General features: G+C 29.3%; 12 protein-coding genes. 10 read left to right on the forward strand and 2 right to left on the reverse strand.

Annotated elements, in window-relative coordinates:
* Positions 1-341: 341 nt before the first annotated feature.
* On the forward strand, positions 342-650 hold the full coding sequence (locus tag ACI48P_RS14975; RefSeq protein WP_475217083.1) for a hypothetical protein: 309 nt from the start codon (positions 342-344) through the stop codon (positions 648-650).
* A 155-nt stretch (positions 651-805) separates the two neighbouring features.
* On the opposite strand, the gene ACI48P_RS14980 is transcribed toward ACI48P_RS14975, so the two are convergent.
* A complete protein-coding gene (locus ACI48P_RS14980) occupies positions 806-2,236 on the reverse strand; it encodes a rhodanese-like domain-containing protein (protein ID WP_475217085.1) in 1,431 nt (476 codons plus the stop codon).
* A gap of 274 nt (positions 2,237-2,510) precedes the next feature.
* Here ACI48P_RS14980 and ACI48P_RS14985 point away from each other — a divergent pair, with 274 nt between their 5' ends.
* The 9 genes from ACI48P_RS14985 to ACI48P_RS15025 all read left to right on the forward strand — a co-directional run bounded on the left by ACI48P_RS14985 (position 2,511) and on the right by ACI48P_RS15025 (position 12,800).
* Positions 2,511-3,125: a hypothetical protein gene (locus ACI48P_RS14985; RefSeq protein WP_475217087.1), complete on the forward strand. Its 615-nt coding sequence runs from the start codon at positions 2,511-2,513 to the stop codon at positions 3,123-3,125.
* A gap of 225 nt (positions 3,126-3,350) precedes the next feature.
* Positions 3,351-4,289, forward strand: a complete 939-nt coding sequence (locus tag ACI48P_RS14990; protein ID WP_475217089.1) for a multicopper oxidase family protein — start codon at positions 3,351-3,353, stop codon at positions 4,287-4,289.
* Positions 4,290-4,654: 365 nt separating this feature from the next.
* The gene (locus ACI48P_RS14995; protein WP_475217090.1) at positions 4,655-5,416 is read left to right on the forward strand and encodes a MurR/RpiR family transcriptional regulator; all 762 of its coding nucleotides are present in this window, start codon (positions 4,655-4,657) and stop codon (positions 5,414-5,416) included.
* 116 nt (positions 5,417-5,532) lie between these two features.
* Positions 5,533-7,131, forward strand: coding sequence for a PTS transporter subunit EIIC (locus ACI48P_RS15000; protein ID WP_475217092.1), 1,599 nt, complete (start codon positions 5,533-5,535; stop codon positions 7,129-7,131).
* 219 nt (positions 7,132-7,350) lie between these two features.
* A complete protein-coding gene (locus tag ACI48P_RS15005; protein ID WP_475217094.1) occupies positions 7,351-8,685 on the forward strand; it encodes a 6-phospho-alpha-glucosidase in 1,335 nt (444 codons plus the stop codon).
* 125 nt (positions 8,686-8,810) lie between these two features.
* On the forward strand, positions 8,811-10,526 hold the full coding sequence (gene ilvD / locus ACI48P_RS15010) for a dihydroxy-acid dehydratase (RefSeq protein ID WP_475217096.1): 1,716 nt from the start codon (positions 8,811-8,813) through the stop codon (positions 10,524-10,526).
* A gap of 24 nt (positions 10,527-10,550) precedes the next feature.
* The gene (locus ACI48P_RS15015) at positions 10,551-11,195 is read left to right on the forward strand and encodes a bifunctional 2-keto-4-hydroxyglutarate aldolase/2-keto-3-deoxy-6-phosphogluconate aldolase (RefSeq protein WP_475217098.1); all 645 of its coding nucleotides are present in this window, start codon (positions 10,551-10,553) and stop codon (positions 11,193-11,195) included.
* Positions 11,196-11,198: 3 nt separating this feature from the next.
* The gene (locus ACI48P_RS15020) at positions 11,199-12,203 is read left to right on the forward strand and encodes a PfkB family carbohydrate kinase (protein WP_475217100.1); all 1,005 of its coding nucleotides are present in this window, start codon (positions 11,199-11,201) and stop codon (positions 12,201-12,203) included.
* An 84-nt stretch (positions 12,204-12,287) separates the two neighbouring features.
* Positions 12,288-12,800, forward strand: a complete 513-nt coding sequence (locus ACI48P_RS15025; protein WP_475217102.1) for a PTS sugar transporter subunit IIA — start codon at positions 12,288-12,290, stop codon at positions 12,798-12,800.
* A gap of 185 nt (positions 12,801-12,985) precedes the next feature.
* Here the strand turns inward: ACI48P_RS15025 and ACI48P_RS15030 are convergent, their stop codons facing one another.
* A complete protein-coding gene (locus ACI48P_RS15030; RefSeq protein WP_475217104.1) occupies positions 12,986-14,473 on the reverse strand; it encodes a PucR family transcriptional regulator in 1,488 nt (495 codons plus the stop codon).
* Between the last annotated feature and the right edge of the window lie 106 nt (positions 14,474-14,579).

Here is a 14,579-nt window from a genome sequence, read left to right on the forward strand (position 1 = left end):
TTAGATATTATTATTTGCTTCTCAATAAAATATATTAGGAAATTATTAAAAACTTAAAAATCAAAAAGATGCAGTTAATTTAACAACATCTTTATAATTTGCGTATAGTTGGGTCAAAAATAATTCAAGCATCATTAAAGAAAAGGACAATAACACTTCTTATAGAAATTACAAAAGAACACAATCAAGAATACAATTACTCCAACAAGTAAAAACTAATAATAAGGTTGCTACTGTTATTTATAATGAAAAAATTGAATGTTCCAGAGGTTGTTATATTTTAATATATTTTTATAGATCATCGTTTAATTAAAGTATAAGAAAAAGGAGAATTTAGAAAAATGGAAAATAAAAATTTGGAATTTAAAAAATTTAAAGGTATGAAAGTTAATTACATGTATGGAGAATTGTCATGCATAAGTGAAGATGACAAGATTTCGTGGTATTGGAATCCACAAAAATATTGTGAATCATATTTTTTATATGGAAGGCCTAATACTAAGGAAGATATTGAACTTGAGAAAGAGATATTGTCAGTTTTGGAAACTAATTATTTTTATGATTCTATAATGGCAGTTATTGAAAAAGGCATGAAGAGAGAATCTGATGGCGAATTGTTTTCTTATTTATATAGGAAACTAAAAAAATAAGCTATATAGCTGAGGAATAGAATTATAAGAAAAGTAGTTTAAATCAATATTAAATGTGTTATATAAAGCTAGAAGACACTCTTACTTTTGGTCGGCAAGAGCGTCTTTTTTATTTATCAAATATGTAATTGGCATAGCCTTTCAAAATAATTTACTTAGAAAAATGAATTAGGTTTTGTTTCTGGAGCATCTTTAGGAAGTCCTTTTTCCATTTTAGGAGAATCTTCTTTTAAATGCCATTCATACCAACCGCCATCATAAACACATATATCATCATATCCCATAGCTAAAGCATAAAAATATGTTTCACTAGCTCTCCATCCTGTTCCACAGTGGAATGAGATTTTTTTATCTTTAGTTATTCCCCATTTATTCCACCTTTCAGCTATTAATTTATAGCTAAACATGGTGTCATCTATATTTCTATAGTCTTCCATATTATATGGGTCAGAACCTGCATAAGCAAATCTAGCATTTTTGATTTCACCAGCATCATTTATATAAGTGTATCCGCTTTTATCACCTGTGTACTCAACAAAACTTCTAACAGATGCTATAACTGAGTTTTCTTTGTCTTCAACTAATTTCAATTCTTCTTCATAATCTATTAATATATTAGGATTATTAGGAATAGTTACTCCGAATTCTTTAACAGGCGAGTATGAATTAGTTCCTTCCTCTAGAGGCATATCCATAGATTTAACTAAGTTTTTACCACCATTTAATAATCTTACATCCTCAACACCAGCATATTTTAAAACAACTCCTAATCTAGCAGCAGCTGTTGTGTTTTGCCCATAAACTACTACTGTAGTATCTTTTGTTATACCCATATCCTCTAACTTAGACTCTATAACATCATCACCAGGTCTATTCCAATAACTAAATTTTTCCTCATCAGACATTTTATCATAGTTTGGTAAAATACGTTTTCCCTCCATGTGATTTAAGCTATCATCAATAACTATAGCTGAAGGTATATGACCTTTTTCATAATCACCTTTGTCTTTGCCAAAGTCAATTTCTATTATCTTGAAGTCTTTGTTATCAAAAGTTTCAGGTTTCTTGTTATTAACTAAATCATAAACCCACTGTGGATGAACTAAAACTTCATAATTTGGCATTTTTTCAACAGGTAAATTTTCATTTACATATTCAACAAATCCACCATCAAGCGTAGATAAATTTTCAAACCCAAGTTCTTTGAATTTATTATATGTATTATCATCTATATTTTTATCTGAATATATTACAGTTTTTTTCGACTTATCAATTTCACGTCTTTTAAGTTCAGTGTTAAGTTTTGATATATTAGTTTCTATATCTAACCAAGATACAGGAAAATCAATAGCATCTTTTATATGACCGCCAGAACTTTCTTCGCTATCCCAACCTATATATTGATGCTGTTCTCTTATATCTATAATTTGTATATCTTTACTTATTTCTGACTTTAAATCTGTAACACTTATAGCTTTTATATTATCATCAGTACTTGAACTTGGAGTCTGTGTAGAAGAACAAGCTACACACAAACTAGAAAGAAGTAGTAGTGATAATAATTGTACCCTTTTTGTAATTTTCATAAATCCCCCTCCAATAATTAAACTATGCCCTAGCCAAAATTATATCAAAGAAATATCAATACTCCTAATAGATAAAAATGATATATTGTATGTGAACTATAGAGTTTATCTATTAATGATTATAAATCTTAAGCCATTTTATAACATAATCTCTATAATTCTTCGTTATTTAACACAGAAAATTCACTATGGATTTTTTAGTGTATAAAAATAGTTCAATTATTAGACACTATTTTACAAATTAATCAATATAATATCTAAAGGAGTGATTATATTGATAGATTCACGAAGAATACCAAAATACGTATCACAGTTAGAAATACCACCCATATTCAAACCTAAGTATAGATATGATGATTATTATTTAAAATATGTTCCTTGCTATGATGTAGATATCGTAGAAACAAAAGTACAAATGTTACCGGAAGGATTTCCAAAAACAACAGTGTATGCTTATGCAGGATTAGTTTATTCTTCACATAATTCTACAGAAGAATATGTGGCTACAGTTCCTGGGCCAACATTTATAGCATATACAGATGAAGGTATAAGTGTAAAATGGAACAATAAAATAAAAAATAAGCACATATTACCAGTAGATCCAACGCTACACTGGGCTAATCCAAATAATATGCAAAAACCTACTTACCCGTTTTGTATGTACCCTCCAGGCTATGAAAAAGCTCAATATCCAGTACCAACTGTAGTTCATTTGCATGGAGGAGAAACAGAATCAAAATATGATGGATTTCCAGGAAGTTGGTTTACTCATGATGGTAAAGTAGGTCCAGAGTACGTAACAAATGTATATAAATATCTAAATAAACAACAATCATCCACACTTTTTTATCATGATCATACTTTAGGAATAACAAGACTTAATGTATAGGCAGGTTTAAGTGGAGCATATATAATAAAAGATTTAAATAATTATTTAGATGATAATAAAATTACACCACTTCCATGTGGAAAATACGATATACCTCTTATTATTCAAGATAAATCTTTTAATTGTGATGGAAGTTTATATTTCAGTGCAGATGGTGAAAATCCATATGTACATCCATATTGGAGAAGATTTTTTTATGGAAACACTAATGTTGTAAATGGTAAAGTGTGGCCAAACTTAAATGTAGAAAAAACTGCGTATAGATTTAGAATTGTCAACTCATCTAATTCAAGATTTTATAGATATAAGCTTTCTAACGGGCAGAAAATAATTCAAATAGGAAGCGATGGAGGATATTTAGAAAAACCAGTATATATGGATGAAATTTATTTAGCACCAGCTGAGAGAGCAGATATAATAATAGATTTTTATAATTGTTCCAAAGGAGAAGAAATACTTTTGTTAAATGTAAATTATGAAGATGGAGAAACATATGAAGATACAACAGGACAAGTTATGCGTTTTAAGGTTAAGTATAACTCATGTCAAAAACCTGTTTGTATACCAAGAAAATTAAATGATATCCCAAAACTACATGAAAATGTATCAAAGAGAGTAGTAACTTTAAACTCACTAAACAATGATTATGGAGTAGAAGCATTATTACTTAATGGTCAGGCATGGTACTCACCTGTATCCGAAGAGTCATTAGTTGGCTCAATTCAAGTTTGGGAGATTGTTAATATAGCTAATGGACCTCATCCAATTCATATACATTTGGCAGATTCTCAAGTCATAAATAGGCAACTAATTGATAAAGATAGTTATCTAAATGATTGGAATCAAATTAATGGTCAACAACCACTGCAAGGACCAACAAAAACTATTGATCCTAAAGCCTATCTTCTTGGAGATCCAATAGAACCATCTCAAAATGAAATGGGTTGGAAAGATACAGTGGTATGTCCAGCAGGATATGTTACAAGACTAGTATTAGCAATGTATCCGAGTGTATTAAATCCTTGTCTTGCAAAACCAGGTGTAAATATGTTTCCATTTGATCCAAGTACATTCCCTGGATATGTATGGCATTGTCATATGCTAGATCATGAAGATAATGAAATGATGAGACCATTGAAAATAACGTATAATTTTAAATACTAGAATATACTATCGTGGGTATTATTGCTGAGATTGGTATTAACTATTTAAATTCACTAAATGTATTATCATAAGTTTATGATAATACATTTTTTATGTATATTTTACTTTTAAGAATGTTTCCCGATAGCTATCATCTACAAGTTGATTACTATCTGATAAAGCATCTATTTAAGATATAATTCTCGTGTTGAGTGGTTTTATATATTGTAATTCAGATTGTTTTTCGTAAGAACTTAATTATATTTTAAATAAGATTAGATATATTACTATTTTTACATATTAAAAAATAGGATATAATTATATTTATAGTGATATATAGAAATTAATTAGCTGAGAGTAGTATAAGCATTAAGGAGAAATAGTCTATGGATATATCAAAAATAATTGAAAATAGGAAATTAACTGAAAGAGAAATTGAAGTATTGAAATATATTATAGAAAATATAGACAGCGTAAATAAAATGGGTGTAAGAGGTATTGCCAAGGAGAACTTTACATCAACTACGACAATAATGAGGCTTGCTAAAAAGCTTGGATATTCTGGTTTTTTAGAAATGCAATATAACCTAAACTCTATAGCAAAAAACAGTACAATTGAAGATTTAAACAATATAAATTTTATAGAAAACTTAAATATGGAAAGTTTACTTACAATAAACGAAAGAAAAGATATAGACAATTTTATTGATATATTACTTGAAGATAACTCAAAGTTTATATTCATATATGGGAATGGATTTTCAAGTATAGTAGCAGAGTATATAAACAAGAAGCTCTTAGTTATGGGTAAAAAATGTATCTTATCTAATGGGACAGACTCAATAGGTGTATTCGAAAATAATCTAGACTATATAAGTTGCATTATAGCTTTATCTAAGTCAGGAGAAAGTCCAATGGTGCTAAATAAAGTAAAAATAGCAAAAGATCACAATATAAAAGTTGTATCTTTTACAAACGAAGATGAAAATAGCGTAAGTAAATTAGCTGATATTAAATTTAAAATAGAAGATTCGAATAAGTTAGATTCCAAAAATCTAATGCCAAATACATTTTTCCCTAAAATGCTTGCAATGATAGAACTTATAATATTTGAATACTATAAGAGGAAAAATAAACATTTAGAGTAACGTGTTATTTAATTAGGTAACACGTTTTTTTACGGTTCAAATATATATACACACATTATATTCAAATCTATAATAGCAGTAGGTAAGCGTTTTTATATAACTGAGGAGGGGAAAAAATGAAGGAAAAAATATTTAATCAATTACAAAATTTTTCTAAGGGTATGTTTACACCGGTATTAATATTGCCGATAGCTGGTATTTTAATAGCTTTTGGAAATATTTTAACTAATGCGAAATTAGCAGAATACTTGCCGATTTTAAATAGTGAATTAGTTTACGGTTTAGGAAAAATGTTATCTGGATCATTAGTATCTATATTAACAAACTTAGGAATCATATTCTGTGTAGGTTTAGCACTTGGACTAGCAAAAAAGAAAAAAGCAGAAGCTGGATTCACAGCAATGTTAGTATTCTTAGTATTTTTAAATGGTATGAATATATTCTTGACTTTGACTGGAAAACTAGTTGTGGCAGAGTCTTTAAGAGGAACAGGACAAACTTTAGTTTTAGGAATACAAGTCTTAGATATGGGAGTATTTTTAGGAATAATTTTAGGTTGTGTAGTTGCTTATATACATAATAGATTTTGTGAAACAGAATTTAATGGTGCTATGCAAATATATGGTGGGACAAGATTAGTATTTATTATATTAATACCTATTACAGTAGGGCTTGCTATTATCTTAAGCTATGTATGGCCTTCAGTACAAAATATGATTTCTAGTTTAGGTGAATTTATAACAGGTTCAGGAAACTTTGGAGTATTTACATATGGTACACTTGAAAGATTATTAATACCTACAGGTCTACATCACTTAATATATACACCATTTTTATATAGCTCATTAGGTGGAGTAGCAGAAGTAGGTGGACAAGTTTTTGAAGGTGCTAGAAATATTTACTTTGCTGAAATGGCAGACCCAACAGTACTTCAATTATCAGAAAGTGTAATATGGGATGCTAGAGGACTTTCTAAGATGTTTGGATTAGTAGGTGCATGTTTAGCAATGTATCATACAGCACTTCCACAAAACAAAACTAAGATTAAAGCTATATTAATACCAGCAGCTGTAACATCTATACTTGCAGGTGTAACAGAGCCAATAGAATTCTCCTTTATGTTTGTTGCCCCAGTACTATTTGTAATACATGCAGCATTAAGTGGTTTAGGTATGGTTGTATTAAATATATTAGGAGTTACAGCAATAGGACCAAATGGATTTATAGACTTCTTACTATATAATTTACCTCTTGGAATAGAAAAAACAGCATGGCCAATGTTTATTTTAGTAGGTATAGGTCAATTTGTAGTTTACTATTTAGTATTTAGATTATTAATAACTAAATTTAACTTAAAAACACCTGGTAGGGAAACTGACGGTAATACAAAGTTATACACTAAAAAAGATTTAAAAGAAAAAGAAGCAAAAGAAAAGAATTTAGCTAGCTCAAATGTTGATGGTGAAGATGTATTATCATCAGTTATAGTAGATGGACTAGGTGGAAAAGAAAATATAATTAAGGTTGATAATTGCTATACAAGACTTAGAATAACAATAAAAGATCCTAATAAGATAAATGAAGCAATACTTAGGAATGAAACTGAAGCTAGCGGAGTAGTTTTAAAAGGTGAAAATATACAAATTGTGTATGGTTTAAAAGTAACTGGAGTAAGAAAAAATTTAGATACATATTTAGGAATTGCAACTAATTAATAAGCTGTTATTGAAAGGATGACCATGAATATAAAGGTCATCCTTTTTTTGAATATAAAAATATTAGGTAACATGTTTCCATTTGAGGTAACCTGTATTTTAAAGCTTTCAAAATATTTACTACAAAAATTGACTAATATATAATCACATTAAGAAGCAGAACAAATCATCTCAAATATGGGGAAATATATATTGTAATAATAGAAAGGGAAATAAATTATGAACTCAAATAAGAAATTTTCAGTTGTTATAGCAGGAGGTGGAAGTACATTTACACCAGGTATAGTAATGATGTTACTAGACAACGCTGATAGATTTCCACTTAGAAAATTAAAATTATATGATAATGACAAAGAACGCCAAGATGTTATCGGCGAAGCTTTAGATATATTACTAAGAGAAAATGCTCCAGAAGTAGAATTTACATATACAACAGATCCTAAAGAGGCATTTACGGATGTAGATTTCTGCATGGCTCATATACGTGTAGGTAAGTATGAAATGCGTGAAAAGGATGAAAAAATACCTCTAAAACATGGCGTTGTTGGTCAAGAAACATGTGGACCAGGGGGGATAGCATATGGAATGAGATCAATTGGCCCAATGATTGAGTTAATAGATATGATGGAAAAATATTCTCCTGAATGTTGGATGCTAAACTACTCAAATCCAGCAGCGATAGTTGCAGAAGCTTGTCGTATACTAAGACCAAACTCTAAAATATTAAATATATGTGATATGCCAGTAGGTACACTTCGTCGTATGTCTCAAATAGTAGGACTAAAACCTAATGACTTAGAAGTAAATTACTTTGGTTTAAATCACTTTGGATGGTGGACTAGTGTTAAGGATAAGCAAGGAAATGATTTAATGCCAAAGCTTAGAGAATATATATCTGAAAATGGATACTTAAATCAAATAGAAGTAGATACCCAACATACAGATCCAAGCTGGCAAGATACTCATAGAAAAGCAAAAGATTTAATAAAACTAGATCCAAACTTTTTACCAAATACATATTTAAAATATTACTTATATCCAGATTATGTTGTTGAAACTTCAAACAAAGAGCTTACTCGTGCAAATGAAGTAATGAATGGAAGAGAAAAGACTGTATTTGATGCAGCAAGAGAAATAATAAAATTAGGTACATCAAAAGGTTCCAAATTCCATATAGATTCTCATGCATCATTTATAGTTGACTTAGCAAGAGCTATAGCTTACAACACTAACGAAAGAATGTTATGTATAGTAGAAAACAAAGGAGCTATAGAAAACTTTGACCCTACGGCAATGGTAGAAGTACCTTGTTTAGTTGGAAGTAATGGAGCACAAGCTTTAGTACAAGGAAGTATACCACAGTTTGAAAAAGGGTTAATGGAACAACAAGTTTCTGTGGAGAAGTTGGTCGTACAATCTTGGATAGAGGGAAGCTACCAAAAATTATGGCAAGCCTTAACTCTTTCAAAAACTATACCAAGTGCTAGGGTAGCTAAAGACATACTAGATGATTTAGTAGAAGCAAATAAAGAATATTGGCCAGAGCTAGTATAATTTATAACAACTAATAAGTAGAAAACTATACCTTTTGAAATATAAATTTAAGCGACTTTATAAATGTCAAATAGGTATAGTTTTACTTATAAAATCAAGAAATATATTATTAGGGGGGAGAAGATATGATTAGTCAAAAAATAAGAAAAATAGCTCCAGAAATGGATCCTCTTAGAATCGGTATGGGGTGGAGCGTAGAAGATTTATCCAAGCCTCAAATAATAGTGGAAAGTACATTTGGAGATAGCCATCCAGGAAGTGCACAACTTGATAAATTAGTTAAAAAGGCTGTTGATGGTATAACTAATCAAGGTGGAAAAGGTTCTAAATTTTTTGCAACTGATATATGTGATGGACAAGCTCAAGGACATGATGGAATAAACTATTCATTAGTATCAAGAGATATACTAGCATCACTAATAGAAATACATGCAAATGCAACACCTTTTGATGCAGGAGTATTCATTTCTAGTTGTGATAAAGGGGTACCTGCACACTTAATGGCAATAGGTAGAATAAATATACCATCCATAGTAGTAACTGGTGGAGTTATGGATGCAGGGCCTGATTTACTTACTTTAGAGCAAATAGGTAAGTATAGTGCTATGTATCAAAGAAATGAGATAACAGAAGAAAAATTAACATATTACAAACACAATGCATGCCCTTCTTGTGGAGCTTGTTCATTTATGGGAACTGCGTCTACTATGCAAATAATGGCTGAAGCTTTAGGTCTAATGCTACCTGGTAGCTCTTTAATGCCAGCTATGTGCGACGATTTGCATAAGATTTCGGAAGATGCAGGAAAACAAATTGTTAAATTAGCTAAATTAGGACTAAAACCTAGAGATATGATAACTAAAAAATCTTTTGAAAATGCTATCATGATTCATGCAGCCATATCTGGATCTACTAATTCACTACTTCATATACCTGCAATTGCCAAGGAGTTTAATATAGAACTTGATGCACGTGAATTTGATACTATACACAGAAAAGTTCCATATTTACTTAATATAAGACCAACAGGAAAATGGCCAGCTCAGTTTTTCTATTATGCTGGTGGAGTACCTGCTATTATGGAGGAAATCAAGCATCTTCTACATTTAGACGTTCTTACGGTAACGGGTAAAACATTAGGAGAGAATCTAGAAGATTTAAAGACAGACGGATATTATGATAAATGTAATAAATACCTAGAAAAAATAGGATTAGAAAGAGAAGATATAATACGCTCATCTAAAGATCCTATAGGTGAAAATGGTGCAATAGCAATACTTGAAGGAAACTTAGCTCCTAAAGGTGCGGTTGTAAAACACTCTGCTGTTCCTAAAGAGATGCATAAAGCATTGCTTAAGGCTAAAGTATTTGACAGTGAAGAAGAAGCAATAGATGCAATTCTTACTAAAAAAATAAAGCCAGGTAGTGCTGTGATAATAAGGTATGAAGGTCCGAAAGGAAGTGGAATGCCAGAAATGTTTTATACAACAGAAGCAATTTCATCCGATAAAGAACTATCATCTACAATTGCATTGCTGACAGATGGAAGATTCTCAGGGGCATCAAGAGGACCTGCAATAGGGCATATATCACCTGAGGCAGCAGTAGGAGGCCCAATTGCATTAGTTGAAGATGATGATTTAATTAAGATAGATATAGAAAATAGGCAATTAGAAGTGATTGGAATAAGTGGAGTAGAGTTAAGCAAGGAAGAAGTAACTAAAATATTTAATGAGCGTAGAAAATTATGGACTCCTAAAGAGGATAAATATAAATCAGGAATATTAAGTATTTTTTCTAAAAATGCAGTAGACCCAATGCAAGGTGGCTATATGAAATAAAATAGGTAATCAGAGGTGGCTTATATGAAAAAATTACAAGTATTGAAATCACTACAAGATTGTGGGGTAGTTGCAGTAGTACGTGGAACTACGAAAGAAACAGGTGTAAATATATCTAAAGCATGTATAAATGGTGGAGTAAAAGCAATAGAAATAACTTACACTAACAAATTTGCGAACGATATTATACTTGAACTATCTGAAGAATATAAAGACTGTGATGATGTAGTAATAGGTGCAGGAACAGTACTAGATGCTGAAACAGCAAGAATAGCTATATTACAAGGGGCTGAATACATAGTATCACCTTCGTTTAGCGAGGAAACCGCAAAGCTTTGTAATAGATATAAAATACCATATATCCCAGGAGTAATGACTATAAATGAAATAATGCTAGCTCATGAAAGTGGAGCAGACATAATAAAACTATTCCCAGGGGGAGTATTTAATAAAGGATTTATAAAATCAATAAAAGGACCATTACCACATACAAATATTATGGTGACTGGTGGAGTAAATTTAGATAATTTAGAATCTTGGATAAGGTCAGGAACAGACCTAGTTGGAATCGGTGGAGAACTGAATAACTTAGGTGAAGAAGGTAAGTTTGAAGAAATAACATCAATATGTAATAAGTATATAGAAAAACTTAATGAAGTAAGAGGTTAAAAAGTGAAAGTAGTTGGTTTAGGAGAAATAATGCTTAGGCTATGTACAAAAAAAGGAATTATGATTTCTAATACAAATAACCTTGATGTACATTATGGCGGTGGAGAAGCTAACGTATTAATATCATTATCTAAATTTAATATAGAAACAAAAATGCTAACAAAAGTATCAAATAATGATATTGGTGAAAGTATAATAAAATATCTAAATTATCATAAGGTAAATACAGATTTAATATCTAAGAGTGATAAAAGAACAGGGATATATTTTTTAGAAGTTGGTAGCGGAAATAGAACTTCTAAAGTAATATATGATAGGGAAAATTCTGCATTTAGTAATATGAAAATTGATGATATAGATATAGAAAAAGCTCTAGAAGATGCAGATATATTCCACTTTTCAGGGGTGACGTTAGCATTATCTAAGGAGTTAAGAGAATTAACAATTAAAATTCTAAAACACTGTAAAGAAAATAATATAATGGTAAGTTATGACTCTAATTATCGTTCAAAGCTATGGTCTCTAGAGGAAGCTAGTAAAGCTACTTTAGAAATACTACCATATATAAATATATTTTCGGCAGGTATATTAGATGCAGAAAATATACTTAACATGAACTGTGAATACCAAGATAGGTATGAAAAATTAAATTACTATTATAATGAGATAAGTAGTAAATATCCAAATATAAAATATATATTCTCATCAATAAGAGAAATAAAATCTGTATGTGTAAATTCATTACAATGTATTTACTACACTGAAGGAAACTTATATAAGTCTAAGACATATCAAATAGATGATATAGTTGACAGAGTCGGAGGTGGAGATGCACTTACCGCGGGTATACTATATGGAATAGTAACTAAGAAAGAGACTGAATATATAGCTGAGTTTGCAGCTTCAGCTTCAGTGTTAAAACATAGTATATATGGAGATGCCAACTTAGTCTCATTAGAAGATATTGAGAGTTTTATGAATAATGGTATAGGAAAAATTTCTCGATAACCAAAATACATATATAGAAAAATAAATTATTTAAAAAGACATACTTAGATAATTAATCATTATAATAATCTGGAGATGAATAAAATGTTTAAGAAATTATTTCAAATGAATAAAGAAGAAAAAGTTAAAAGATCAACTGATAGTATAATTGTAAAATCACCAATAAAAGGTAAAGTATTAAGTTTAGAAGAAGTACCTGATGATGTTTTTGCACAAAAACTTTTAGGTGAAGGGATTGCAATGATTCCAGAAGAGGGAACTATATATTCGCCTGTAGATGGTGAAGTTATTCAGTTATTTATGCCATCAAAGCATGCTATAGGCATAAAAAGTAATGATGGTGTAGAAGTATTGATACACATAGGAATAGATACTGTAAAAATGAATGGGGATGGATTTGAAGCTTTTGTAGATACAGGGAGTACTGTTAAATGTGGCCAAGAGCTTATTAGATTTGACATAGATAAAGTAGAGAAAAATGCTAAAACAGTAATAACACCCATTGTTATAACTAATTCAAATGAGTTGAAAAATATTGATATCATAGCAAATGGAAATGTAGATGCAGGGGAAGAAGTAATAAAAATAGACAAATAATATATATTATTTATAAACAATATAATTATTCTGAAAATAAATTTAAATAAGTTGAAATTAGTAAAATACTCATCATTGAAATCCATGAAAAGAGATATTGATATGTTAATCAATATCTCTTTTTCGTTTATATAAAATTAAATTATTGATACTGTTGGCTTAAAATTTTTATTATGTGTCTTTATCTATATACTATCAGTATATTTAGATGTATTAAGCAAAGGTTCGTTTTGAGTATTTTCTATATATTTCAATATCAAGCAAGAATAATAAATTTTAAAGTTATTTTTAGTGTTTTCAAAATCAATATCAAATAAAGATTTAATTTTATTTATTCTATAAGAAATTGTATTTTTATGTAAAAATAATTTTTGGGAAGTAGCATTTATACTTTTGCTGTTATTAAGATATTCAAATAAAGTACTTAAATAGTCAGTACCATATTTATTATCATACATTTTAATACACATAACAGATGAACTACAATAATTCATCAAATTACTTTGATCAGATACAGAAGAAATTAAATCATAATGCTTATAATTATCATAATGGGCTAAATGCTCTAATTCATAAAATTTTGAAGAAAAATGAAGTGCAGCATTTGCTTGATGATAATATATGTTTAGATTAAATAAATCAGTAAAGGTATCACTAATTCCTATAGTTACATCATTCTGTAATGAAAAATCCTGTAACATTTTTATTTTATCTTGAGAAATAATATATTTATCGTTCATGTTTATAAGAACAACTAAATTTTGTTTATAATAATAAAAGTATAAACAAGGTAATATGTTATGCAAAGATACTTTTAAACTTTCGGAGCTATAATTGTAGTTTTTATAGTTATTTAAATTAATTATTAGCACTTTGAAGTTAGAGTTTAGTTCAAAGGGAGCACCTTTAATTCTATTAGAAAAAGCAAGTCGATTAGTTACTGAACCATCAAGTAAATCACTAAATATGGAGTCGTAAGTTTTTTCACAATAGTAGTTCAAGTCTTTATTTAATACAATTTCTTTAGCTAAAGTCTTACTGAAGAGTCTAAAAAAATCAGTATCTATATTATCAAAGGAACTGTTAGATTCTAAGCAAACAGCAAGTCCTAGATATTTATTATTAAAGTAAAGTTTTGAGGCCATTCTTCTAATAGGGCTAGTGAAGCATTTAGCTATAAATGGAGTATCATCAATAGGAGCATTTACAAAGTCATCTAACTTATTTAATGCAGATATATATTCATATGTGCAGTAGCCACGCTGAATATTTTCATTCCAAAGCGTATCTTTTACTTCAAACGAAGTAGAAAAAGATATCAATTTATATGATCGATTCATGACAATAATTGGGTTTTGAATTATTTGTGATGCTAGATTAACAATTTTATCAATATCAACTCCATGAACTAATGATGACAACAAAGTATATGAGTTGTTAAGGTATTTATGATGTTTCAAAAATAATTTTTTAATGATATTATAAATTATCTCTAACTCATTATCATCATAAAATTCAATAATTGTGACATTGTTGTTTAAGTCAGAATATAAAATATCTTTATCTTTAATAAGAAGAAGAGTACAGTTATTTATTGTAGATAATATATTGCATATATCTGATGTAAAGCCTATGTATAATATGGAATGTGAAAATGATTTTTGAGTTTTCATTATTAACTCAATATCGTCGAATGCTCATACAGTATTTTTTTTTGCAATTATATGTGGCGAATAGTCAATAATATGATTGAGAATGTAGTCTAAAGTAATTGAATTC

The organism is Romboutsia sp. LXY-2, from assembly GCF_056171995.1.

Excerpts from the sequence above, each read along its gene's own strand:
- ACI48P_RS15000 (WP_475217092.1), top strand. The coding sequence starts at position 5,533 with ATGAAGGAAAAAATATTTAATCAATTACAAAATTTTTCTAAGGGTATG.
- ACI48P_RS15015 (WP_475217098.1), top strand. The coding sequence starts at position 10,551 with ATGAAAAAATTACAAGTATTGAAATCACTACAAGATTGTGGGGTAGTT.
- ACI48P_RS14995 (WP_475217090.1), top strand. The coding sequence starts at position 4,655 with ATGGATATATCAAAAATAATTGAAAATAGGAAATTAACTGAAAGAGAA.
- ACI48P_RS14975 (WP_475217083.1), top strand. The coding sequence starts at position 342 with ATGGAAAATAAAAATTTGGAATTTAAAAAATTTAAAGGTATGAAAGTT.
- ACI48P_RS15030 (WP_475217104.1), bottom strand. The coding sequence starts at position 14,473 with ATGAAAACTCAAAAATCATTTTCACATTCCATATTATACATAGGCTTT.
- ACI48P_RS15025 (WP_475217102.1), top strand. The coding sequence starts at position 12,288 with ATGTTTAAGAAATTATTTCAAATGAATAAAGAAGAAAAAGTTAAAAGA.
- ACI48P_RS15005 (WP_475217094.1), top strand. The coding sequence starts at position 7,351 with ATGAACTCAAATAAGAAATTTTCAGTTGTTATAGCAGGAGGTGGAAGT.
- ACI48P_RS14980 (WP_475217085.1), bottom strand. The coding sequence starts at position 2,236 with ATGAAAATTACAAAAAGGGTACAATTATTATCACTACTACTTCTTTCT.
- ilvD (WP_475217096.1), top strand. The coding sequence starts at position 8,811 with ATGATTAGTCAAAAAATAAGAAAAATAGCTCCAGAAATGGATCCTCTT.